Consider the following 22,130-nt stretch of genomic DNA (forward strand, 5'->3'; position numbering starts at 1 on the left):
GTCATTACTGGCGCGTAGCCCCCCTCCCGGTCGTAGTGTGGTGCCCGGAGCCGACAGGCTCCGTCACACCATGGCAACGGCGCCGCGTGCTGACCCCGCATTTGGCGTGCCGCTGTCACGACCCCGCAGGAGGAGCACGCCCGTGGCGCAGTCCGCGATCGATCCGTCCGTCTTCACTCGCGTCGCGTCCGTCGTGGCCACGCAGCCGCCCGGAAGGTCACCGTCCGACTTCCTGACGTGGCTGTCGGAGGACAACGCCCGCGTCCTCGGGAGCCGGGTCGACGGTGTCGGTACCGGCGTCCTCGCCGACCCCGATGCGAAGCTCCAGGCCGTGATCGACGCGATGCCCGCGCCCGAGCCGGGCGCCATCGCCGTGGTGGAGCTGGCGCAGCCGCTCGGCGACGCGGCGGGCTCGCCCTTCCTTCTGGCCGCGGCGCCCTCGGACGGCGGCGCGGTGGACCTGTTCGCGATGGCCCTCACTGTGCTCGGCCTGCACCACAACGTCTTCGGCATCCCCATGGTGGGCGCGAAGATCGAGCGCGTGCTCGCCCGGATCGGCGTGGACCGGACGGACCCGGCCAATCAGCGCCTCATGGAGTACATCCAGACCTACCCCCGCCTGCGGCTCGTCGTCGCCGACGAGGACGAGCTGGCCCGCGTCTTCGGCGCCCTGCGCGACCTGGGTGACGACGACCTGGCCCTGTTCCTGCGCACCGACAAGCTGGCCCGGTTCGCGCGCGCCCTCGTCTACCTGCCCCGCGACCGCTACACCTCGCGGGCCCGCGGCGTCCTGATCGACGTGCTCGAGGACGAGACCGGCATGCACGTCGACCGGTTCACCGCCCGCGTCACCGAATCGGCGATCGCCCGGATCCAGTTCGTGCTGCTGCCGCGCGGCGAGGACACCGTCCCCGTCTTCCAGGCCGCCGACGAGGCGCGGATCCGCGCCCGGCTCGGCGACGTGAGCCGCACCTGGGACGAGGACGTCCTCTCCGCCGCCGCAGCCGCCGGCGCGGACGCCGCCACCGTCTCCGCGTACCTCCCGGGCATCTCGCCCAACTACAAGGAGGACCAGACCCCCGAGGTCGCGCTGCTCGACATCAACCGCATCGCGGCGCTCCCCGCGCAGGGCAGCGACCTCGTCTTCTACGACCCGCCGGAGGGCCGGGGCGCCAACCTCGGGTTCACCATGTACATGACCGGCGGGCAGGTCACGCTCTCGCAGGTGCTGCCGGTCCTGCAGTCCCTGGGCGTCGACGTGCTCGACGAGCGGCCCTACACGGTCCGCCGGCCCGACGGTGCGCTGTGCTCGGTCTACGACTTCGGGCTGCGGGTCTCGCCCGTGCTGCGGGCGACCGCGGCCGAGGGCGTCGCCGAGGCGGATCTTCCGGCGCACCTGGCGCGCCTGCGCGGGCTGGCGAGCGAGGGCGCCGCCGCCGTCTGGCGCGGCGAGGCCGAGGTGGACAAGTTCAACGAGCTGATCTTCGCGTTCGGCCTGGACTGGCGCAGCGTCGCGCTGCTCCGTGCCATCGGCCAGTACCTGCGGCAGTGCGGCTTCCCGTACAGCCCGGGCCACATGGCGCAGGTGCTGCTCGAGCACCGCGACGCGGTCCTCGCGCTGGGCCGGCTGTGGACCGCGACGTTCGACCCGATCGCGGCGGACTCCGACGCGGCGGAGGCGGCGGAGGCCGACCTCAAGGCCGCCTTCGCGGCCGTGACCAGCCTCGACGCCGACCGGATCCTGCGCGCCTACCTGCACGTCGTGCAGGCGGCCGTGCGCACCAACTTCTACGCCGACAAGCCGGTGATCTCCATCAAGCTGGAGCCCGGCCGTATCCCCGAGGCGCCCAAGCCGCGCCCGCGGTTCGAGATCTTCGTGTACTCGCCGCGCGTCGAGGGCGTCCACCTGCGGTTCGGGATGGTCGCCCGCGGCGGGCTGCGCTGGTCCGACCGCCGGGAGGACTTCCGCACCGAGATCCTGGGCCTGGTGAAGGCCCAGGCGGTCAAGAACGCGGTCATCGTGCCCGTGGGCGCCAAGGGCGGCTTCGTCGTGAAGCAGCCGCCGGAGGTCACGGGGGACGCCGCCGTCGACCGGGACGCGCAGCGCGCCGAGGGCGTCGCCTGCTACCGCATGTTCATCTCCGGCCTGCTCGACGTGACCGACAACCTCGGCCCCGACGGGGACGTGCTCCCGCCCGAGCGCGTGGTGCGCCGGGACCCCGACGACACCTACCTGGTGGTCGCCGCGGACAAGGGCACCGCCTCCTTCTCCGACATCGCCAACGACGTCGCGGCCGGCTACGGCTTCTGGCTCGGCGACGCCTTCGCCTCCGGCGGCTCCGAGGGCTATGACCACAAGGGCATGGGCATCACCGCCCGCGGCGCCTGGGAGTCGGTCAAGATGCACTTCCGCGAAATGGGCGTCGACACGCAGTCCGAGGACTTCACGACGGTCGGCGTGGGCGACATGAGCGGCGACGTCTTCGGCAACGGCATGCTGCTCTCCGAGAACATCCGGCTGGTCGCCGCGTTCGACCACCGCGACATCTTCCTCGACCCGAACCCCGACGCGGCCACCGGTTTCGCCGAGCGCGAGCGGCTGTTCGCGCTGCCGCGGTCGTCGTGGAAGGACTACGACACCAGCAAGATCAGCGAGGGCGGCGGCGTCTTCAGCCGCGACCAGAAGTCGGTGCCGATCAGCCCGCAGGTGCGCGCGGCTCTCGGCCTCGCCGACGACGTCACCGAGATGACCCCGCCGGAGCTCATGCGCGCGGTGCTGCTGGCCCCCGTCGACCTGCTGTGGAACGGCGGCATCGGCACGTACATCAAGGCGTCCACCGAGACCAACCTGGACGTGGGCGACCGCGCCAACGACGCGATCCGCGTCGACGGGCAGGAGGTTCGCGCGAAGGTGGTCGGCGAGGGCGGCAACCTGGGGGTGACCCCGCTCGGCCGCATCGAGTTCGACCGCGCCGGCGGCCGGATCAACACCGACGCCATGGACAACTCCGCGGGCGTGGACTGCTCCGACCACGAGGTCAACATCAAGATCCTGCTCGACCGGCAGATCGCCGCGGGCGCGATCCCCGCGGGCGAGCGGCACGACCTGCTGGTCTCGATGACGGACGACGTCTCGCGCCTGGTGCTCGCCGACAACGTCTCGCAGAACACGGCGCTGTCGGTCGAGCGCTCGCTCGCCCCGAAGATGGTCGACGTGCACGCCCGGATCCTCGCGGACCTGTCCCGCAACCGCGGCGTCGACCTGCGCCTGGAGGCGCTGCCGACCCGCAAGGAGACCGACAAGCTGCAGGCCGCGGGCCTGGGGCTGAGCTCGCCGGAGCTGTCCAACCTCATGGCCCACGTCAAGCTCGCCGTCAAGGACGACGTGCTGTCCGGGGACCTGCCGGACAACGACGTGCTCGTCGCGAAGCTGCCGGAGTACTTCCCGGACCGGCTGCGCGAGCGCGCCGGCGAGGCCGTCTTCGCGCACCCGCTGCGCCGCGAGATCGTCGCCACCCAGACGGTGAACGAGATGGTTGACAACGCGGGCGTCAGCTTCGTCTACCGCCTCGCCGAGGAGACCGGGGCCGGCGCGGCCGACGCCGTGCGTGCCTTCGTCGCGGTGAGCCGCGTCTTCGGCCTGCCGCGCACCTGGGCGGAGCTCAAGGAGGTGCCCGTCTCGGCGGGCGAGACCGCGGCGCTGCTCGCCGAGAGCCGCCGCGTGCTCGACCGCGGCGCCCGGTGGATGCTCACCAACCGGCCGCAGCCGATCGCGATCGGCGCGGAGGTCAACCGCTACGCCGACCGGATCGCCGCGCTGTCGGCCGCCATGGGCTCGTGGGACCTGCGCTACGACCGGCACGCGTGCGCCTCGTCGGACCGCGCGATCGCCGCGGGCGTGCCGGACGAGCTGGCGTACACCGTGGGCCGTGCGCTGTACCGGTTCAGCCTCCTGGACGTGGTGGACATCGCGGACATCGCCGAGCGCGAGGACGACGAGGTCGGGCAGCTGTACTTCGCCCTCATGCAGCGCCTGCGGGTGGACGAGATGCTGGCGGCCGTCGCCGAACTGCCGCGCGGCGACCGGTGGAGCGAGATGGCGCGGCTCGCGCTGCGCGACGACCTGTACGGCGCGCTGCGGGGGCTGACGATCGAGGTGCTCAACTTCACCGATCCCACCGAGCCGGCGACGCAGAAGATCGGCGACTGGGCCTCGCACAACGCGCGTCGCCTCGAGCGGGTCGGCGCGCTGCTCGGCGAGATCCTCGACCCCGCCGACGGCACCAGCCCCATCGCCAACGACGAGTCGCGGCTCTCCGTCGCGACCCGCGCGTTGCGGTCGCTGCTGCGGCACGTGGGGTAGCCCCGGGGCGGTCCGCTAGCGTGGAGCCGTGACCGAATACAGCTTCACCGCGGCGGGCGTCACGGGCGTGCGCACCGTCGCCGACGACGGTGCCGCGAGCCTGACGGTGCCCGTGGACGTGCGCTGGTCCGACATGGACGTCTACCAGCACATCAACAACGCGCGGATGGTGACGCTGCTGGAGGAGGCGCGGATCCCGCTCCTCTTCGCGCCGGACGCGCCCACGCGCGACCTGCTCGACGGGCTGCTGCTGGCGAAGCTGGAGGTCGAGTACCGCGGGCAGCTGCGGCATCAGGACTCGCCGCTGCAGATCACGCTGTGGACCTCCGCCGTGCGCGCGGCGGACTTCGTGGTGCACCACGAAGTCCGGCCCGCCGGCGCCGCGCTCGCCACCGCGCCGGCGGTGGTCGCGCAGGTGCGGCTCGCCGCCTTCGACGTGGCGGAACAGCGCGTGCGGCGGCTGTCGGGGGAGCAGCGCGACTACCTGAAGTCGTTCTCCCGGTGAGCGATCGACGCCTGACGGTGTCGGGCGCGGGTCCGCGCTCGAACCTCGCGGCCTTCGTCACCCGCCTACTGCGCACCGATGACTCGGCCGTGATCCGCGTGCGGCGCCGCGACGAGCAGCACGTGGAGGTCTGGGGGAGGACGGGCTTCGGGGTGCTCGCGGTGCGGGTGCTGACGGGGGCCGTCGCGCCGGAGTCGCTGGTGTGCAGCGCCGCGACCGTGCTCGACTCCCTGCGCGCGGCGCCGTCGGACGAGGGCGGCTACGTGGACGTGGGCTTCGCCCTGGACTCCGCGTGGCGCGGGGCGCTGCCGCCCGCGACGGGCTTCCAGCCGGTGGACGACGTTCCGGCGCAGGCGCTCCGCGCGGTCGCGGCGCGCGGCGTCGAGGTGGGCCGCGAGACCGGTGGACCGGCGGGCCCGCCCGCGTCCCTACTCGACTCTGCGGTGGTCAGCGTGAGCACCGACGGGACCACCGTGCCGATCAGCCTGCGCACCGCGTTCGCGTTGGAGGCCATGGGATTCGCCGCCGACGGTGCCGATGAGCCGGTCCGGGTGTCCGCGTCGGCGACCTGGGTGCGGGTGGACGCCCGGTTCGGCTCGCTGTACCAGCGGCGTGAGGCGGGGCCGGGCCTACTCGTCTGATCCGCCGTCCGCGCGCGTCGAGGCCTCGTAGAGCTGCGCGGTCCGGTTCTGCTGTGCCAGCCGGCGCAGCGTCTGCAGGACCTTGTCGGAGAGTACGGTGCCGACGATCGCCGTCCGCAGCGCCTCGGCGTCGTCCCCGGTGAGGGTGTCGAGGTCGGACGCGGCCACCGTCTCCGCGGCGTCGGCCCAGCGTTCCAGGGTCTCCCGGCCGCCCACCTCGCACGTCTCGGCGAGCGCCTTGAGCTGCGCGCCGAGCTGGGGCAGCAGCACGTCGCCGTCCTGGATCCGCCAGCCGCGCTGGTCCACGAACTCGGTCGCCAGGGCGGTCCACTCGGCGTCCTCGTCGAACTGCGCGGCGTCCATGAGCGCCTCCTGCGCGACCCCGAGCAGCTCGTGCCGCGGCACCGTCGGGCTGTCCAGGGCGTCGATCACGCGCCGGACCTGGGCCAGGGAGAGGCCGCCGGAGTCGACCAGCGCGCGGATCAGCCGCACCCGCTCGACGTGGGCGGGCCCGTACTCGGACTGCGTCTTGGTGACCGGCTCGCCGGGCGCGAGCAGCGACTCGCGCAGGTAGTACTTGAGCGAGGCGGTGCTCACGCCGGTCTCCGTGGAGAGTTCCGACAATTTCATCCCTTGATCTTGACACGGGATAGCTTCACTCTCCAATATGGGTAGTGGCACTATCCAAGCTGGCTCCGGCAGGGAGAGACTCATGAACCACGATCTGCAGACCGATACCCACGACGGTGACCTGGTGGTGTTCCTGCTCGGCATGCGCCCGCGGCGCACGTGGCGCCTGGGACAGGCGGCGTTCGTCGGGCGCTCCCTGCGCAGGATGCAGGCCGAGATCGAGCGCGACCGGAAGCGCGGCGGTGCGCTGGGCTACCTGGGCGGATTCAAGGCGATCGCGCCGGGCGGCCCGCTCCTCGTGCAGTACTGGCGCAGCTTCGAGGAGCTCGAGACGTACTCGCACTCCACCGATTTCGCGCACCGGCCGGCCTGGCTGCAGTTCTACAAGATGGCCCACGCCGAGGGCCGCTCGACCGTCGGCATCTGGCACGAGACCTACCGGGTTCCGGCCGGCGCGCACGAGTCGATCTACGCGGACCTGTCGGCCCCGGTCGGGCTCGCCGCCGCCGTCGGCGCGCAGCCGCTGGCCCGACGGGGCCGGACCTCGCGGGAGCGGATCGGCGCCTGAGGCGTCGATCCGGTCAGGCGAGCCAGCAGGCGGCGTTCGGCGGCAGCAGACCGTCGACCAGCGGTGCGCTGGAGAGGATGACTTCGCCACCCGGCAGCTCGACGGGGCCGTCCGACGCGTTGAGCACGCAGGTCAGGCGGCCGTCGGTGCGCCGGAAGGCCAGCGCGCCGGGGCGCGGCGCGCCGTACCACTCGATGGCGTCGCCGCGGAACTCCGGCCGCATCCGGCGCAGCTCGATGGCGGTGCGGTAGAGCGTCAGCGTCGAATCGAGGTCCTCGAGCTCGGCCTCGGCCGTGAGGTCCTTCCAGTCGTCCGGCATCGGGAGCCAGGTGTCCGGGCTCGTCGAGAAGCCGTACGGCGGCAGCGTCCCCTGCCAGGGGAGCGGCACCCGGCAGCCGTCGCGGCCGCGCTCGGTGTGCCCGGACCGCTCCCAGGTCGGGTCCTGGAGGGCCTCGTCGGGCAGGTCGACGTTCGGCAGGCCCAGCTCGGAGCCGTTGTAGAGGAAGGCCGTTCCCGGGAGCGCCAGCTCCACCAGGATCATCGCCCGCGCGCGGGCCGTCCCCAGCTCGCCGCCGCCGAACCGGGTCACCTCGCGCGGCACGTCGTGATTGGAGAGCGTCCACGTCGGGATGCCGTTCACCGACTCGACCGCGATCAGCGAGTTGTCGATCGCCTCGCGGATCCCGCGCGCGTCCCACTCCGCCTCCGCGAGCCGGAAGTTGAATCCCAGGTGCAGCTCGTCGGGCCGGATGTACTCGGCGAACCGGTCGTTGTCCTTGACCCAGATCTCGCCGACGGTCACCCGGCCGGGGAACTCGTCCATCACCCGGCGGATGCGCCGATGGATCGCGTGCACGCCGGGATCGTTGAACCGCAGGTCGTTCTCGTCGTTGTCCATGATCTGGTTGTTGACCAGGTCCATGTCCGGCAGGCCCGCGGGCTTCGCCATGCCGTGCGCCACGTCGATCCGGAAGCCGTCGACGCCGCGGTTCAGCCAGAACCGCAGGGTCTCGGCCAGGTCCTGGAAGACGTCCTCGTTCTGCCAGTTCAGGTCGGGCTGCTCGGGCGCGAAGATGTGCAGGTACCACTGGCCGGGGGTGCCGTCGGCCTCGGTGACGCGGTGCCATGCCGGGCCGCCGAAGATGCTGGGCCAGTTGTTGGGGGGCTCGTCGCCGTGCGGCCCGCGGCCGTCGCGGAAGACGTACCGGTCGCGCTCCGGGCTGCCGGGCCCCGCGGCCAACGCCGCCTGGAACCACGGGTGCCGATCGGACGTGTGGTTCGGCACCAGGTCCATGGTCACGCGGATCCGGTGGGCGTGCGCCGCCGCGATCAGCTCGTCCATGTCCTGCAGGGTGCCGAAGAGGGGGTCGATGTCCCGGGGATCGGAGACGTCGTAGCCGTGATCGGCCATGGGGGAGCGCATCACGGGCGAGAGCCACAGCGCGTCGACCCCGAGCAGCTCCAGGTAGCCCAGCCGGTCGATCACGCCGCGCAGATCGCCGACTCCGTCGCCGTTCGCGTCCGAGAACGACCGGGGGTACACCTGGTAGAAGATCGCGTCCTTCCACCACGGGGCCTCGATGTAGTGGGGCGTGCGGACGGGTGGCGTCATCTCACTCCTGTTCAAGCGCCCATGGGGGTGTTCACGAGCATCTGTGCGGCCATCTCACAGTAGTTCCTGAGCTGCTGCTTGCGATCCGGGCTCATCCGCGCGTCGTCGATCGAGGCGATCGCCACGTCCATGCACCGCAGCCAGGCGTCGCGCTCGATCTCGGTGATGCGGAAGGGCACGTGCCGCATGCGGAGTCGCGGGTGTCCGCGCTGCTCGGAGTAGGTACGCGGCCCGCCCCAGTACTGCTCGAAGAACATCCGCAACCGCACTTCCGCGGGGCCGAGGTCCTCTTCCGGATACAGGGGGCGGAGCAGCTCGTCGCGCGCCACCTCCTGGTAGAAGCGGTGGATCAACTCCGCGAAGGTGTCCGCGCCGCCGACGGCGTCGTAGAAGCTCTGCTGGTCCGGCGTGCTCACGCCCTCCAGTCTCGCACGGGCCGTCTCGACGGCCGTTCGAGGTTCGTCGTCGCGCCGGACTCGCATACTGTCGGGACGATGAGCGAGGAATCGATCGACGCCGGCGACGGTGCCACGGTCCGGCGCCTGCGCGAGCGCGTCGCATCGCTGACCGCCGAGCTCGACGACACCCGGCGGTCCCTGCCCATGTTCCGGGCGATCGCCGAGGCGGCGACGGACCTCATCTACGTCAAGGACCTCGCGGGCCGGTACCTGTTCGTCAACGACGCCGTCGCCCGGCTCTACGGGGTCCGGGTGGCCGACTTCCTCGGCAACGACGACCGGCAGATGTTCGACGCGGCGGCGGCGGCGCAACTGCGGGAGACGGACCGCGAGATCATGCGCACCGGGGTCGGGCAGGAACTCGAGGAGTCGACGACCGTCGACGGCCTGGCGCGGACGTTCCTGTCCACGAAGTCCCCGTACCGCGACGCCGACGGCGAGATCGTCGGGCTGATCGGCGTGTCCCGCGACATCACCGACACCCGCAGCACCGCCGAGGAGGTCGCCAGGTTGCGGGCGCTCCAGGCCGCCGCGACCGCTGCGGCGAATCCCGGCCCGGTCTCGGGTGCCGATTTCGCCACCTTCCGCACCTTCCAGGCCATCGCCGACGCCGCGCCCGACTCCGTCTACGTCAAGGATCGCCAGGGGCGATTCATGTTCCTCAACCGTGCCGCGGTGCGCGTCCTGCAGGCCACCGAGTTGCCCATCGGCGAGGTGCTCGGGAGCACCGACGACGACTTCCTCGACGCCCGGGCCGCTGCGCGGGTCATGGGCACCGACCAGGAGGTGATGGAGACCGGGATCGCGCAGGAGGTCGACGAGTCGGCCCTGATCGACGGCCGATGGCGCACCGTCCGTTCGCTCAAGGCGCCGTACCGCGACGAGTCCGGCCGTGTGATCGGGCTCGTCGGGATCTCGCGCGACGTGACGGCGACCCGGCAGATGGAGGCCCGCCTCCTGCGCGCCGAGGCGCGCTGGCAGTTCGCGCTCGACACGGCCGGCGAGGGCATCTGGGACTGGGACCTCGCTTCGCGGGAGGTCTACTACTCGCCCCGCTGGAAGAGCATGCTGGGCTACGGCGCCGACGAGATCGGCGACACCACGAACGAGTGGGAGCGTCGGGTGCATCCCGACGACCTGGAGGCCGCCCTGCGCGCCATGAACCGGCACATGCGCGGCGAGACCGCGGAGTATCGCTGCGAGCACAGGATCCGGACGAAGTCGGGCGAGTACCTGTGGGTGCGCGGCCGGGGGCGCGTCATCGAGCGGTCCGAGACCGGCGCGATCGTGCGGATCATCGGCAGCCTGACCGACGTCACGGCCGAGATCGCCGAGCGGCGCGCGCTCCAGGACGCGGCGCAGGAACTCAGCCGGCTCGCGGAGATCGACGAGCTGACCGGGATCGCGAACCGCCGGGGCTTCGGTCGCGCGCTCGACGCCGCACTGCGCGAGGCGGCCGACGTCGGGGACCTCGTGCACCTCGCCCTCATCGACGTCGACGGCTTCAAGACCTACAACGACACCCACGGGCACGTCGTCGGGGATCACGTGCTGCGCGAGCTGGCCGCGGTGATCGCGCGGATCCCGTCCCGCCGGGGCGAGGTCGCGGCGCGGTACGGCGGCGACGAGTTGGCGCTGCTGCTGGTGGGCGACGTCGACCTGGCCGCGGTGCTCGAGTCGGTCCGGCGCGACATCCTCGCGCTCGGGCTCGCGCCGAACGGGCTGCCGGTCTCGGTCAGCATCGGCGGGGTGTCCGCGACGGCGTCGACCACGGCTCCGGGCCTGCTGCTGCACGAGGCGGACCGTCGGCTGTACCGGGCGAAGGCGGACGGCCGCAACCGGGTCGTCGCCGGTTAGGTCACCTGACGTTCACCCGGTATCCGCCGATTCGCCTCGGGAAATGCGCGGAAATCACCGTGCGGATCGCCGTCGGCCGTGGTGCACTACTAGAGGCGAAGGGCCTCGGCCGACCGGCGGGGCCCGCGCGACGGTGAGGAGTGTCGATGAAGCGAACGCACGCCGCGGGTGGCCCCGCGACCACGGCGCTCGCCGACGACTCCCGTTCCGGTGGTGCCGTGTGGGGCACGCGCAGGGTGCTGCTGCTCAACGCCACCTACGAGCCACTGACCGCGATCTCGATGCGGAGGGCGATAGTCCTCATGCTCAGGGATAGGGCCGACGTGGTCCACGACGATCCGAACGGTCCGCTGGTTCATTCAGCGGACCGTTCGCTGTCTGTGCCGTCGGTCATCCGCTTGCGGACGTACGTCCGCGTGCCGTACCGCGCCCAGGTGCCCATGACGCGCGCGGCGCTGATGCACCGCGACCGGTTCCGCTGCGGCTACTGCGGCGGCAAGGCGGACACCATCGACCACGTCCTGCCGCGCTCCCGCGGCGGCGGTCACGGTTGGGAGAACTGCGTCGCCTGCTGCGCGTCCTGCAACCACCGCAAGGCCGACCGGCTGCTGTCCGAAATCGGCTGGAAGCTGCGCACCGAGCCGCGGGCGCCGCAGGGGCGGCATTGGCGCCTCCTGTCGACGCTCAAGGAGGTCGACCCGATGTGGAGTCGGTATCTCGACCTCGATGCGGCATAGGCTAAGTTGTTCCACAGACCGACCAGCGCCGTCGGGCGTCCGACAGAGAAGGAAAGGGGCCCACAGTGAGCTTGCTCAACATCGTCGGCGGGATCACCGTCGTCGCGACGATCGTGATCGTCGTCCTGTGTGTCATCTCGATGGCCACCGGCCGCAACGAGAAGTACCAGCAGCCGGGCGAGTACAAGCTCGGTGAGCCGTGGACCCGCGAGCCCATGCTGTTCAGCGCGGTCGACGAGGCCCCCGTGGGCCCGCACGGTGCGCACCACGGCGACCATGACAACGAGAACCTGATCGGGGGTGCCGCTCGTGGCAAGTGGTGACCAGACGCAGACCGTCGCCGTTCCGCAGGGCGAGCTGCCCATCGGTACGGCCATCACGTCGAGCGGCCGCATCTCGGCGGCGCGCCAGGCGAGCGACAGCCCGGCCAACCCGCCGTTCTCCCGTGAGGAGCTGATCGGCCTCGACGAGGCGCTGATCCGCGCGACCCGCGACGCGAACGCCCGGTTCTCGGTGTACATCGGCGACCTGGGTGACGACGCGCACGCCGGCGCCGAGGCCGTGCTCCGCCAGGCTCCCGAGCCCGAGTACGCCGCCCTCATCGCCGTCTCCCCGAACACGCGCGACATCGTCGTGCTCACCGGTAGCGGCGTCGCCGACCGCCTGGGCGACAAGGTCGCGCAGCTCGGCGTCACCGCCGCGATCCCGCCCTTCCAGGCCGGCGATCTGATCGACGGCGTCATCGCCGCCCTGCGCGTCATGGCCTCGGCCGTGAAGCCGCCCACGGCGTAAGCGCTTCGACACGCGACAGGCCCACCGGATCCGTCCGGTGGGCCTGTCTCGTTCCCGGGGGCTACTCGGGGAAGTCCCCGTCGACGTAGAACCACCGCCCGTCCTCGCGGACGAAGCGGGAGCGTTCGTGGAGGACGCCGTGCGCGCCGTCCGCGACGTACGTCGCCCGGAACTCGACGATGCCCGTGTCGTCGGTCGCGGCGCCGGCGACGGTGTCCACGATCTGCAGGCCGCGCCACCGCACGTCCTCGTCGAGCTCGAGGTCCGCCGGGCGGGTGCTCGGGTGCCACGAGGCGAGCAGCCACGCCGCGTCGCCGTCGCGGAAGGCGGCGAACCGGGAGCGCATCAGCGCCTCGGCGGTCTCGGGTGTGTGGTGTGCGTCCATTCGTGCAGCGTACGGCGATGGTCATCACGTTGTGCTCGGCGCCCGATCGTGTTCTGATCGAATCAAAGTATTGAAGTTTCAATGATTGGACACGGTATGAACCTCAACCGGACGATCCGTAACGCCGTCGCCGCCGTGCTCACCGTCGGCGCACTGGTCCTCGGCGTCGCCGCCCAGGCGAGCGCGGCACCGTCGACCCCGCGGGAGGTCGTGACGGCCTTCTACACCGAGGGCTTCGTGCAGCGGGACATCGCGGGTGCGGCGCAGCGCTACATCGGCGACCACTACATCCAGCACAACCCCGAGGTCGCCGACGGCCGCGACGCCTTCGTCAAGGTCCTCGGGCCCGTCGTGAAGGACCCGAAGTACAGCACGTCCATCGTGCGCGTCGTCGCGGACGGCGACATCGTCGTGGTCTACGCGAAGTCGGTCTACGACGGCAAGGCGCAGGCGGTCGCCGACATCTTCCGCGTCGCGAACGGCAAGATCGTCGAGCACTGGGACGTCATCCAGGACGACCCGGGCAAGACGGTGAGCGGCCACCCGTTCATCAGCTGAGCCCCGCACACGACCGCGGCCCCGGGATCGAACGATCCCGGGGCCGCCGTCGTATGAGCGTCAGGCGCGGTCGAAGGCCCGCGCCGCCAGCGAGCGGACGATGCCCGCGCGGCCCTCGAGCACGAGGCGGCGCAGGGCCGGGGGCTTGTCGCCCGCGAGCCAGGCGTCCGCGGCGGCCACGGCCCCGTCGGAGATGTCCCACGACGGGTACAGGCCCACGACCACCGTCTGCGCGACCTCGGAGGACCGGCGCCCCCACACCTGGTCGATCGAGTCGAAGTAGCGCGCCGTGAAGGGCGCCAGCAGCTCGCCCTGCCCGGGCGCGACGATGCCCGCGGAGATCGCGCGGGTCAGCGTGTTCGACAGCGAGTCGTCGCCGAACACCTTCTCCCAGGCCTCCTCCTTGACCCGGACGTCCGGCCGGGCGGCCAGCGCGGCCGCGGCGGACCGCTCGCCCGCGGCGGTCGGGTCGCGCAGCACCTCGGCCTCGATCTCGTCGGTGCCCGCGGCCCCGGCGCGCGCCAGGGCGGTCAGGAGGCGCCACCGCAGGTCGGTGTCGACGGTCAGCCCGGCCAGCCCGACGGTGGCGGGCTCGGCACCGTCGTACAGCGCCTGCAGCGCCTCGACCTCGGCGCGCCCCAGCGCCGACGCCGCGAGGGCGTTGACGAAGGCGAGCTGGAAGTCCGAGCCCGCCTCGGCATCGCGGGCCAGTCCGAGCAGGCCGGAGGCGAGCCGCTCGCGGCCCTCCGCGGCGGCCCAGGCGGGGTCGGCGTAGGACTCGACGGCCGTCTGCGCCTGCAGCACGACGCGCTGCACCACGCCCACCTCGGTCTCGGCGCCGATACCGCCGAGCACCAGCTCGACGAAGTCGCGGGCCTTCATCTCGGCCTGCCGCGTCATCTCCCAGGCCGCGGACCAGCCGAGCGTGCGGGGGAGCGAGTCGGCGATGTCCGCGATGCGGCTCGTCACCGTCGCCAGCGAGACCGGGTCCAGCCGCACCGAGCAGTAGGTGAGGTCGTCGTCGTTGACCAGAACGAGCTCGCCGCGGTGCACGCCCACCAGCTCCGGGACGTCGGTGCGCGCACCGGCGACGTCGAGCTCGACGCGCTGCGTGCGCACCAGCTTCCCGTCCTGATCGGCGTACACGCCCACGGCGAGGCGGTGCGTGCGCAGCTCGCCGGCGCCCGGCTCCGCGCCCTCCTGGACGATGGCGAACCGGGTGAAGTTCCCGTCGCCGTCGACCTCGAAGTCGGGGCGCAGGATGTTGATGCCGGTGGTCTTGAGCCACTGGGCGCCCCAGTCCGACAGGTCGCGGCCCGACGAGGCCTCCAGCGCGCGCAGCAGGTCGTCGAAGGTGGCGTTGCCGAACTTGTGCTCCACGAAGTACGTGCGCAGGCCGGCGAGGAAGGGCTCGAGGCCCACGTAGGCGACGAGCTGCTTGAGCACCGACGCGCCCTTGGCGTAGGTGATGCCGTCGAAGTTGACCTCGACGGCCTGCAGGTCGGGGATGTCGGCCGCGACGGGGTGCGTCGACGGGAGCTGGTCCTGCCGGTACGCCCAGGACTTCTCGACGTTCGCGAAGGTGGTCCACGCCGAGGTGTACTCGGTGGCCTCCGCCTGGCTGAGCACCGACGCGAAGGTCGCGAAGGACTCGTTCAGCCACAGGTCGTCCCACCAGCGCATGGTGACCAGGTCGCCGAACCACATGTGCGCCATCTCGTGCAGCACGGTCTCGCAGCGGCGCTCGTAGAGGTAGCGCGTGACCTTCGACCGGAAGACGTAGTCCTCGAGGAAGGTGACCGCGCCGGCGTTCTCCATCGCGCCCGCGTTGAACTCCGGCACGAACAGCTGGTCGTACTTGCCGAAGGCGTAGGGGATGCCGAAGTTCTTGTGGTAGAAGCCGAAACCCTGCTTGGTCTCGGTGAACAGCCGCTCGGCGTCCATGTACTCGCCGAGGCTGGCACGGCAGAACAGGCGCAGGTCGATGGTGCCGTGCTCGTCCGTGTACGCGTCCGTCCACACCGCGTACGGGCCCGCGATGAGCGCCACCAGGTAGGTCGACATCGGCTCGGTCGTGACGAAGGTCCAGCGGTGCGCGCCGGTCGGCAGCGGCTCCCGGGTCGCCTCCGCGCCGCCCGTCACCACGGTCCAGTCCGACGGTGCCGTCGCGGCCACGTCGAAGACGGCCTTGAGGTCGGGCTGGTCGAAGCACGCGAACATGCGCTTGGCGTCGGCCGTCTCGAACTGCGAGTACAGGTAGACCGCGCCGTCCGCGGGATCGACGAAGCGGTGCAGGCCCTCGCCGGTGTTGGAGTAGAAGAACCGCCCCGAGATCACCAGCTCGTTCTCGGCCGCGAGGCCGTGCAGGGCGAGCCCGCCCTCCTCGGTGTAGCCGGACGTGTCGACGGGCCGCCCGTTGAGCGTGGCCGTGATGCCGCTGGCGATGAGGTCGATGAACGTCTCCGCACCCGGCGTCGCCGTGAACGTGATCGTCGTGGTCGACCCGAAGGTCTTGTCGCCGGGCGCATCCGCCCCGTCGGTGAGGTCGAGGTCGATCGCGTAGCGCGAGACGGCGACGGTCGCGGCGCGCTCGGCGGCCTGGACCCGGGTGAGGTTGGGCGCGGACAAAGGGGACGCTCCTTCTGGACTCGGCGGACGGCGGAACCGGACGCACCGGCTCGACCCGTCCCACAATGCCACCCGCCGCCCCCGCGTGCCCGCGCGGGAAGCAGATCGGCGTGCGCGACGTTGCACGGGGGAGCAGGATCTTCTTGAGAAGTGACCGTCCCACGAGCAGGAGCCGAAGTGACCGATACCGCCCCGTCCACCGCCAAGGATCGCGTCGAGTTCTGGTTCGACCCGCTGTGTCCGTGGTGCTGGATCACCTCGCGGTGGATCCTCGAGGTCGAGAAGGTGCGCGACATCGACGTGCAGTTCCACGTCATGAGCCTGGCCGTCCTCAACGAGGGCCGCGACGACCTGCCCGAGATCTACCGGGAACTCATGAAGACGGCGTGGGGCCCGGTGCGCGTGCTCATCGCCGCCGCGCAGCGCCACGGCGACGACGTGCTGCCGAAGCTGTACACCGCCATGGGCACCCGGATCCACAACGAGCAGAACAAGGATCTCGCCGTCGTGATCGCCGAGTCGCTGGCCGAGACCGGCCTCGAGTCGGACTTGGCCGCCGCCGCGGACAGCACCGACTTCGACGAGGCCCTGCGCGCGAGCCACCACGCGGGCATGGACAAGGTGGGCCCCGACGTCGGTACGCCGACCATCCACGTCAACGGCACCGCCTTCTTCGGACCCGTGCTCTCGCGCATCCCGCGTGGTGACGTCGCGGGCCGCGTGTGGGACGGCGCGGTGCTCCTCGCGAGCTACCCGCATTTCTTCGAGCTCAAGAGGAGCCGCCACGAGGAGCCCGCGTTCGACTGACACCGCGAACGCAGAACCCCGCCGCACCGGCAACGGTGCGGCGGGGTTCGTCGGTTCGAGGGCTAGGAGCCGGCCGGCGGGTTCTCGTTCTGCCCAGGCTGCTCGGGCGTCCCGTCGGGAGCCTTTCCGGCCTGCGCGCCGGAGTCGCCCTGCGGGGCGTGCCGCTGCGCGAAGTAGCCGCCCTCCGGGTAGGGCTGACTCTGCTGCGCGGGTGCCGGCTGCTCCGTCGGGACGTGGGTGGGGCCGTACGGTCCCGTCGGGACCTGGTGCACGGGACCCGGCCCGACGGGGGCCGCCTGCACCTGCCCGGGGGCGGGCGCCAGCACCTCCTGCTGGGTGTACGTCGGCACCGGGCCGGCCGGCACGACCGCGCCGCCGCCGACGCCGCGCATCGGGCCGCTGGGGGCGAACCACAGCGAGCCGGCCTTGGTGCGGTTGCGCAGCGCGGCCGCGCGCCAGGTGAGCACGGGATGCGATGCGGTGAGGTTCACCAGCCAGGTGAAGAAGCCCTTGTCGGTGGACGCGCGGTCGGCGAGCTGGTCGAAGTCGACCTCCTTGCCGAGGTACTTGCCGGCGCCGAGGACACCCATGCCGCCGGGCGTACCCGCGGGCTGATTGAAGTAACCGTAGTTGTCGGCCGTGTACTCCTGCGAGCGGGACAGGGCCGCGCCGATCACCGGCAGGTAGCTCATCGCGAACGACCCGAGCTGCCGCCAGTAGGACACATGGCCCGCCGCGATGTGGCCGACCTCGTGGCCGACGATGTACGCGAGCGCCTCGGGGTCGCGGGCCTCGCCGCCGATCTCGAACAGGTCGCTGTAGACCACCACGAAGCGGCGGAAGCCGTGGCCCGAGGCGAAGGCGTTGATCTGGCCGTTGCCGATCACCACGAAGGCGTCGGGGACCTCGCGCATGCCGTACCGGGCCGCCGCCTCACGCACCATCCGATAGCCCTCGGGGAACTGCGTCGGGGTCATCTGCACCCCCTGGACGCGGGGCGAGGCCCAGGTGATGCCTCGGATGAGGAACACGACGATCGGCGCGAGGAGTGCGAGCAGCAGGTACTCGTTGACCACTCCGACCGCGGCCAGGACCAGCGCGCCCCCGTAGATCAGCAGGGTCACGAGGATCACGATCACCAGCAGCGGGATCTCCCAGGGATGGCGCCGCGGCGGCCCGGCGTACGACGGGGCCTGCGGCACCGGCGGAACGGGGCCGCCGGGGCCACCCGGGAAGTGTCCGCCGGGGAAGTGTCCGCCGGGGACGTGCGCGCCCGGGAAGTGGCCCGAGCCGAACTGCGGGCCGCCGGGCTGCTGGGCGGGGGCGCCCAGGCCCGCGGTCACCGACGGGTCGTGTGCGCCGAGCTCGGGCAGCGCGTGGTGCCCGCCGGAGTGGTGCCGCTCGGTCGGGAAGTCCGCGGCGGGGATGGCGGAGGTCGCCGCGTCGGACGGCGACGGGTCCGCCGCCGGTTCGTCGGGCTGCACCACGGGGAAGAAGCCCGTGCTCGGCATCGTCGATTCGTCCGGTTCGGAGCTGAAGGCCCCGGTGCGGGCGGACGCGGTGGGGGAGGAGTCGCCCTGCGGCTCCCGGCCCGGTGTCTGCTCGGTGCTGTCATCCATGCCATCGAATGTAGGCTGTGCCGCTCATCGATGCGCGCGCGGCGCGTGTCAGACTTGTATTCATGCGCGTTTACCTCGGCGGCGACCACGCCGGATTCGAACTGAAGTCCCAGATCATCGAGCACCTGACGGCGAACGGTCACGAGGCCGTCGACTGCGGCGCCCACACCTACGACGCCGTCGACGATTACCCCGCGTTCTGCATCGACGCCGCAACCCGCGTCGTCGCCGACCCCGGCAGCCTCGGCATCGTCCTCGGCGGCAGCGGCAACGGCGAGCAGATCGCCGCGAACAAGGTGCCCGGCGCCCGCTGCGCCCTCGCCTGGAGCGTCGAGACCGCGAAGCTGGCGCGCGAGCACAACAATGCGCAGCTGATCGGCATCGGCGGCCGAATGCACAGCAAGGAGGAGGCGCTGGCCATTGTCGACGCCTTCCTCGGGCAGGCGTGGTCGGAGGAGCCCCGACACCAGCGCCGCATCGACATCCTCGCCGAGTACGAGCGCACCGGCGTCGCGCCCGCCGTTCCCGGCGCCCCCGAGGCCTGACCGGCACCGACGATGCCCGAAGGGCACACACTCCACCGGCTCGCCCTCGCCCACGACGCACTGTTCGCGGGCGAGGGCGTCCGCGTCTCCAGCCCCCAGGGCAGGTTCGCCCCGGAGGCGAAGCGCCTCGACGGCCGCGTCTTCGAGCGCGCCGACTCGTGGGGCAAGCATCTCTGGCACCGCTACGACGGCGGGCTGATCGTCCACGTCCATCTGGGCCTGTACGGCGCCTTCACCGATTTCGGGGTGTCCGACGGTGCGCCCGCTCCCATCGGACAGGTGCGGTACCGCATCGTCGGGCCGCGCGGCGGCACCGACCTGCGCGGACCCACCGCGTGCGAGCTCGTCACCGAGGAACAGGTCGACGGCGTCCTCGCCCGCCTCGGCCCCGACCCGCTGCGGCCCGATTCCGATCCCGACGACGCGTGGCGCCGCATCGAGCGGTCGCGACGGCCCGTCGGCGCGCTGCTGATGGACCAGAAGGTGATGGCCGGCGTCGGCAACGTCTACCGCGCCGAGGTGCTCTTCCGCGCCGGGATCGACCCGCACCGCGAGGGTCGCGACGTCTCCCGTGCGGAGTTCGACGAGATCTGGGCGGATCTGGTCGCCCTCATGCCGATCGGCGTCGAGCGCGGCCGGATGCACGTGGTCCGGCCCGAGCACGACCACGGCGCACCGTCGTACGCCGAGGACCGGCCGCGGACCTACGTGTACCGGCGCACCGGCGACCCCTGCCGCGTGTGCGGCACGCCCGTGCGGACCGAGGTCATGGAGGCGCGGAACCTGTACTGGTGCGCCACCTGTCAGAGTTGACGCCGCTGTTAGCTCGGACACATCAGCGGTTTCTTAACATGGATTTCAGCTCGTTCTCATCCGCGGGCGCAAGGGTTGTCCCATGAACACGCTGACCGTCCACAGCAGGGCGGCCCGGCGACCGGCGGACGCCGGCCGGGCCCGGATCACCGTGCTCGCCGTCGGGGGCACGGGCGAGTCCTGGATCGACGATCCCCGCACCGAGGTGACCGGCATGCTCAGCCACGTGGTGGCCGAGCTCGACGAGCGCTTCGGCGCCCGCTGGGTGGGCTATCCCGCCTCCTACGGGCCGGTGCCTGCGCGCGACGGGATCTCCTTCGCGGAGTCCGTGTCGATCGGCGTCGAGCGCCTTCTGACCGCGATCGCCGACGCCGACGGCCCCGTCGTCCTCATCGGCTACTCGCAGGGCTGCACCGTGGTCCGCCGGGTGCTCGGCGCGATGGCCGACGGGCCCGTGCTCGCGCCGAACGTGCTCGCCGCCGGCCTGATCTCCGACCCCGAACGGCCGCACGGCAGCGACCCGGCGCTGTGCGGCTCCGGCGTCGCGGGTGACGGCCCGTCGGTGCCCGACGGGCTGCCGCTGCAGTGGATCTCGCACCCGCAGGACGTGATCTGCAACGCCAGCGTCGACTCCTTCGTCCGCGACATCGCCGACGCCACCGCCTACCTGACGTTGCGCGACCTGGCGACGTGGGCGCCCCGCGCGGCGGGGGAGTACCTCGGCCACCGCTTCCAGAACGCCACCCGCACGGCGTTCGGCTCCCGGCAGTGGCGGCGCGACGTGGACCGGTTGCGCACGGCGGGCCGGGAGATCCTCGGCTACCTGCCGCGGGTGCAGTACCGCGGCCGCGACTACAACCTGCGCGGAAACCGGCACACCGCGTACGCCACCGAGCCGCTCGCGCGGCTGCGGCACGAGGACTACGAGCTCACGGGCTGCCAGATCCTGGCGCAATGGCTGCAGGTCCAGGCCACCTTCGCCCTCCCGGCGGAGCCGGATCGCGCCGCCGGGGCCCCGCAGAGCGGTGCGCCCGCGGCCGCTGGTCTAGAGTCGGTGAAGTATTTGCAGGCTGGCTGACCCGGAGGTAGAGCGAAGTGGCACGTGACACCGAGAGCATCGAGCGCGATATCGAGCGCGCCCGGGAGCAGCTGGCGGCAACGCTGGACCAGCTGGGCGAGCGGGCGGACCCTCGCAAGCTCGCCGAGCAGGCGCAGCAGTCGGTGATCGCCACCGTGACGAAGCCGCCGGTGCTCGCCGCCGCGGCCGGCGTCGCGGTGCTGGCCGCGCTCGTGATCGGGTCGCGCTTCAAGCGGGCACGTCGCGAGAAGCAGCTCATCCGCGCGATCGCCGAGGGCAAGATCTCGCTCTGACCCGCATGGATCGCACGAAACGAGGCGGCGCCGGCATCGGCGCCGCCTTCGTCGTCTCCGGGCTCCTCGTGGCCGGATGCAGCGGCCCCGCGGCGGGCCCAGTCGCGCTGCCCGCGGGCTTCCCGGCGCAGCAGGTCCCGGTGGTCGGCGAGATCCGCAAGGCCGAGACCATCGAGGTCGGGCACGCGATGTGGCGGGTCACCGTCGAGGGGCGTGACACCGTGGCAGCGGCTCGTGCGCTGCTCGCGGCGGGCCTGACCCCCGTCGCGCCGGGCGTCCCGCTCGACGCCGGCCGGATCGGGGCCGTGTACCGCGGCCACGGCTTCACCGTCGGGATCTCGTCGAACGACGGTGACGTGACCTACGTCGTGAGCCCCACGCCCGGCGCCTGACCTCAGGGAATCTCCTGATTCCGCCATCGCGGATCGGCGCTACGCTGGATCCATGGAGTTTCCGAAAGCACTGCTCGCCCCTGCCCGCGTCGGGCTGGCCGCGGCGGGCCTGGGCCTCGCCGCCGCCGAGACCTCGGTCGGTGTGGCGCGCGACGTCGTGTCGATGGCCGCGGACAAGATCGATCCCGGCTCGGGCGGAGGCACCCGCCACGAGAACCTGATCACCGCCGCGCAGCGCGTGCCCCACATCGTGCACCGCGTGTCCGACCTGCTGAGCGACGACGGCGCCATCCATCGCGTGGTGGGCCCCGGCGGCGCGGCCGACCGGGTGGCGGACCTGTTCGACGAGGGCGGCGCCGTCGACCGCGTGATCCGGCCCGACGGTCCGCTCGATCGCGCCACCCGGGAGGGCGGCATCGTCGACGCCTTCACCGCGGAGGACGGCGTGGTGCAGAAGCTCGCGGAGGTGACCGAGGCGATGAACAAGCTCACGCCGACGATCGCCGCGATGGGGCAGCGGTTGGGCGACATCGAGACGGTGGTCGGCGCGGCGAACACCGTCGCCGAGCCCGTGACCGACCTGCTCTCGAGCTTGCCGAAGTTCGCCCTGCGCACCGCGAGCGAGGTCGCCAAGGCGGCGCAGCCGCGCCAACCCAGGCCGGCCCGGGTCGTGGCGGCCCCGTCGGTCGCGGTCCCGCCAGCGGTCGTCGTCGCCTCGGTCGTCGAGGTGGAGGCCGTCGAGGTCCAGCCCGAGGCGCCCGGAGCTCCGGCCGCGCCCGAGCCCCCGACTGCGACCGCGACCGAGGCTCCCGCGGCGGACGGCGGCGATCCGCCCGCGCAGGGCTGAGC

General features: G+C 72.1%; 21 protein-coding genes and 1 pseudogene. 16 read left to right on the forward strand and 6 right to left on the reverse strand.

All coding sequences use genetic code 11. The features are described 5' to 3' along the window. Positions 1–142 precede the first annotated feature (142 nt). The 3 genes from WFK95_RS19680 (at position 143) to WFK95_RS19690 (ending at position 5,509) form a co-directional block, all read left to right on the forward strand. Positions 143–4,363, forward strand: coding sequence for an NAD-glutamate dehydrogenase (locus WFK95_RS19680; RefSeq protein WP_336671675.1), 4,221 nt, complete (start codon positions 143–145; stop codon positions 4,361–4,363). 67 nt (positions 4,364–4,430) lie between these two features. Then, positions 4,431–4,868 carry an acyl-CoA thioesterase gene (locus WFK95_RS19685; protein ID WP_308011419.1) on the forward strand — a complete coding sequence of 146 codons (438 nt, stop codon included), beginning with the start codon at positions 4,431–4,433 and terminating at the stop codon, positions 4,866–4,868. After that, positions 4,865–5,509, forward strand: coding sequence for a hypothetical protein (locus WFK95_RS19690; protein ID WP_224645482.1), 645 nt, complete (start codon positions 4,865–4,867; stop codon positions 5,507–5,509). Before WFK95_RS19685 ends, WFK95_RS19690 begins: the two co-directional genes overlap by 4 nt. Here WFK95_RS19690 and WFK95_RS19695 read toward each other — a convergent pair. Continuing rightward, positions 5,498–6,139 (reverse strand): MerR family transcriptional regulator, encoded by a 642-nt coding sequence (locus WFK95_RS19695; protein WP_224645483.1) that lies wholly within the window; start codon positions 6,137–6,139, stop codon positions 5,498–5,500. The genes WFK95_RS19690 and WFK95_RS19695 overlap by 12 nt on opposite strands. A gap of 82 nt (positions 6,140–6,221) precedes the next feature. Here WFK95_RS19695 and WFK95_RS19700 point away from each other — a divergent pair, with 82 nt between their 5' ends. Next, complete coding sequence (locus WFK95_RS19700) at positions 6,222–6,707, forward strand: DUF4188 domain-containing protein (RefSeq protein WP_224645484.1); 486 nt, start codon at positions 6,222–6,224, stop codon at positions 6,705–6,707. 13 nt (positions 6,708–6,720) lie between these two features. Here WFK95_RS19700 and WFK95_RS19705 read toward each other — a convergent pair whose 3' ends face one another. Both WFK95_RS19705 and WFK95_RS19710 read right to left on the reverse strand, forming a co-directional pair. Next, positions 6,721–8,319 (reverse strand): glycoside hydrolase family 13 protein, encoded by a 1,599-nt coding sequence (locus WFK95_RS19705; protein WP_224645485.1) that lies wholly within the window; start codon positions 8,317–8,319, stop codon positions 6,721–6,723. Positions 8,320–8,330: 11 nt separating this feature from the next. Next, the gene (locus tag WFK95_RS19710; RefSeq protein ID WP_224645486.1) at positions 8,331–8,735 is read right to left on the reverse strand and encodes a globin; all 405 of its coding nucleotides are present in this window, start codon (positions 8,733–8,735) and stop codon (positions 8,331–8,333) included. A gap of 78 nt (positions 8,736–8,813) precedes the next feature. On the opposite strand from WFK95_RS19710, the gene WFK95_RS19715 reads away from it, so the two are divergent. The 4 genes from WFK95_RS19715 to WFK95_RS19730 all read left to right on the forward strand — a co-directional run bounded on the left by WFK95_RS19715 (position 8,814) and on the right by WFK95_RS19730 (position 12,163). Continuing rightward, positions 8,814–10,634: a PAS domain-containing protein gene (locus WFK95_RS19715; RefSeq protein ID WP_224645487.1), complete on the forward strand. Its 1,821-nt coding sequence runs from the start codon at positions 8,814–8,816 to the stop codon at positions 10,632–10,634. A gap of 146 nt (positions 10,635–10,780) precedes the next feature. Then, positions 10,781–11,371 carry an HNH endonuclease gene (locus WFK95_RS19720; RefSeq protein WP_224645488.1) on the forward strand — a complete coding sequence of 197 codons (591 nt, stop codon included), beginning with the start codon at positions 10,781–10,783 and terminating at the stop codon, positions 11,369–11,371. A gap of 65 nt (positions 11,372–11,436) precedes the next feature. Further along, entirely contained in the window at positions 11,437–11,694 is a 258-nt protein-coding gene (gene ctaJ, locus WFK95_RS19725; protein WP_068526454.1) for an aa3-type cytochrome oxidase subunit CtaJ, read from the forward strand. Further along, positions 11,681–12,163 (forward strand): DUF5130 domain-containing protein, encoded by a 483-nt coding sequence (locus WFK95_RS19730; protein ID WP_224645489.1) that lies wholly within the window; start codon positions 11,681–11,683, stop codon positions 12,161–12,163. Before ctaJ ends, WFK95_RS19730 begins: the two co-directional genes overlap by 14 nt. A gap of 61 nt (positions 12,164–12,224) precedes the next feature. Here WFK95_RS19730 and WFK95_RS19735 read toward each other — a convergent pair whose 3' ends face one another. Beyond that, entirely contained in the window at positions 12,225–12,548 is a 324-nt protein-coding gene (locus WFK95_RS19735) for a YchJ family protein (RefSeq protein WP_224645490.1), read from the reverse strand. A gap of 96 nt (positions 12,549–12,644) precedes the next feature. Between WFK95_RS19735 and WFK95_RS19740 the strand changes: the two genes are divergently transcribed. After that, positions 12,645–13,106, forward strand: a complete 462-nt coding sequence (locus WFK95_RS19740) for a nuclear transport factor 2 family protein (protein ID WP_224645491.1) — start codon at positions 12,645–12,647, stop codon at positions 13,104–13,106. Between the two features lie 60 nt (positions 13,107–13,166). On the opposite strand, the gene pepN is transcribed toward WFK95_RS19740, so the two are convergent. After that, entirely contained in the window at positions 13,167–15,734 is a 2,568-nt protein-coding gene (gene pepN, locus WFK95_RS19745; protein WP_336671676.1) for an aminopeptidase N, read from the reverse strand. Between the two features lie 177 nt (positions 15,735–15,911). Between pepN and WFK95_RS19750 the strand changes: the two genes are divergently transcribed. After that, positions 15,912–16,541, forward strand: coding sequence for a mycothiol-dependent nitroreductase Rv2466c family protein (locus WFK95_RS19750; RefSeq protein ID WP_336671677.1), 630 nt, complete (start codon positions 15,912–15,914; stop codon positions 16,539–16,541). Positions 16,542–16,789: 248 nt separating this feature from the next. Here WFK95_RS19750 and WFK95_RS19755 read toward each other — a convergent pair. Further along, positions 16,790–17,743 (reverse strand): annotated as a pseudogene (locus tag WFK95_RS19755) (M48 family metallopeptidase); the annotation flags it as partial. A gap of 479 nt (positions 17,744–18,222) precedes the next feature. On the opposite strand from WFK95_RS19755, the gene WFK95_RS19760 reads away from it, so the two are divergent. From WFK95_RS19760 to WFK95_RS19785, 6 genes are all read left to right on the forward strand, one after another. Next, positions 18,223–18,705 carry a ribose-5-phosphate isomerase gene (locus tag WFK95_RS19760; RefSeq protein WP_224645494.1) on the forward strand — a complete coding sequence of 161 codons (483 nt, stop codon included), beginning with the start codon at positions 18,223–18,225 and terminating at the stop codon, positions 18,703–18,705. A gap of 12 nt (positions 18,706–18,717) precedes the next feature. Then, positions 18,718–19,518 (forward strand): Fpg/Nei family DNA glycosylase, encoded by an 801-nt coding sequence (locus tag WFK95_RS19765; protein WP_336671678.1) that lies wholly within the window; start codon positions 18,718–18,720, stop codon positions 19,516–19,518. An 82-nt stretch (positions 19,519–19,600) separates the two neighbouring features. Then, the gene (locus WFK95_RS19770; RefSeq protein ID WP_336671679.1) at positions 19,601–20,596 is read left to right on the forward strand and encodes a PE-PPE domain-containing protein; all 996 of its coding nucleotides are present in this window, start codon (positions 19,601–19,603) and stop codon (positions 20,594–20,596) included. 17 nt (positions 20,597–20,613) lie between these two features. After that, complete coding sequence (locus WFK95_RS19775; RefSeq protein WP_068526462.1) at positions 20,614–20,889, forward strand: DUF3618 domain-containing protein; 276 nt, start codon at positions 20,614–20,616, stop codon at positions 20,887–20,889. A 5-nt stretch (positions 20,890–20,894) separates the two neighbouring features. Next, the gene (locus WFK95_RS19780; protein WP_336671680.1) at positions 20,895–21,281 is read left to right on the forward strand and encodes a hypothetical protein; all 387 of its coding nucleotides are present in this window, start codon (positions 20,895–20,897) and stop codon (positions 21,279–21,281) included. A 52-nt stretch (positions 21,282–21,333) separates the two neighbouring features. Further along, a complete protein-coding gene (locus WFK95_RS19785) occupies positions 21,334–22,128 on the forward strand; it encodes a hypothetical protein (RefSeq protein ID WP_336671681.1) in 795 nt (264 codons plus the stop codon). Positions 22,129–22,130: the final 2 nt, after the last annotated feature.

It is taken from the genome of Tsukamurella sp. USMM236, assembly GCF_037148755.1.
Taxonomy (GTDB): Bacteria; Actinomycetota; Actinomycetes; order Mycobacteriales; family Mycobacteriaceae; genus Tsukamurella.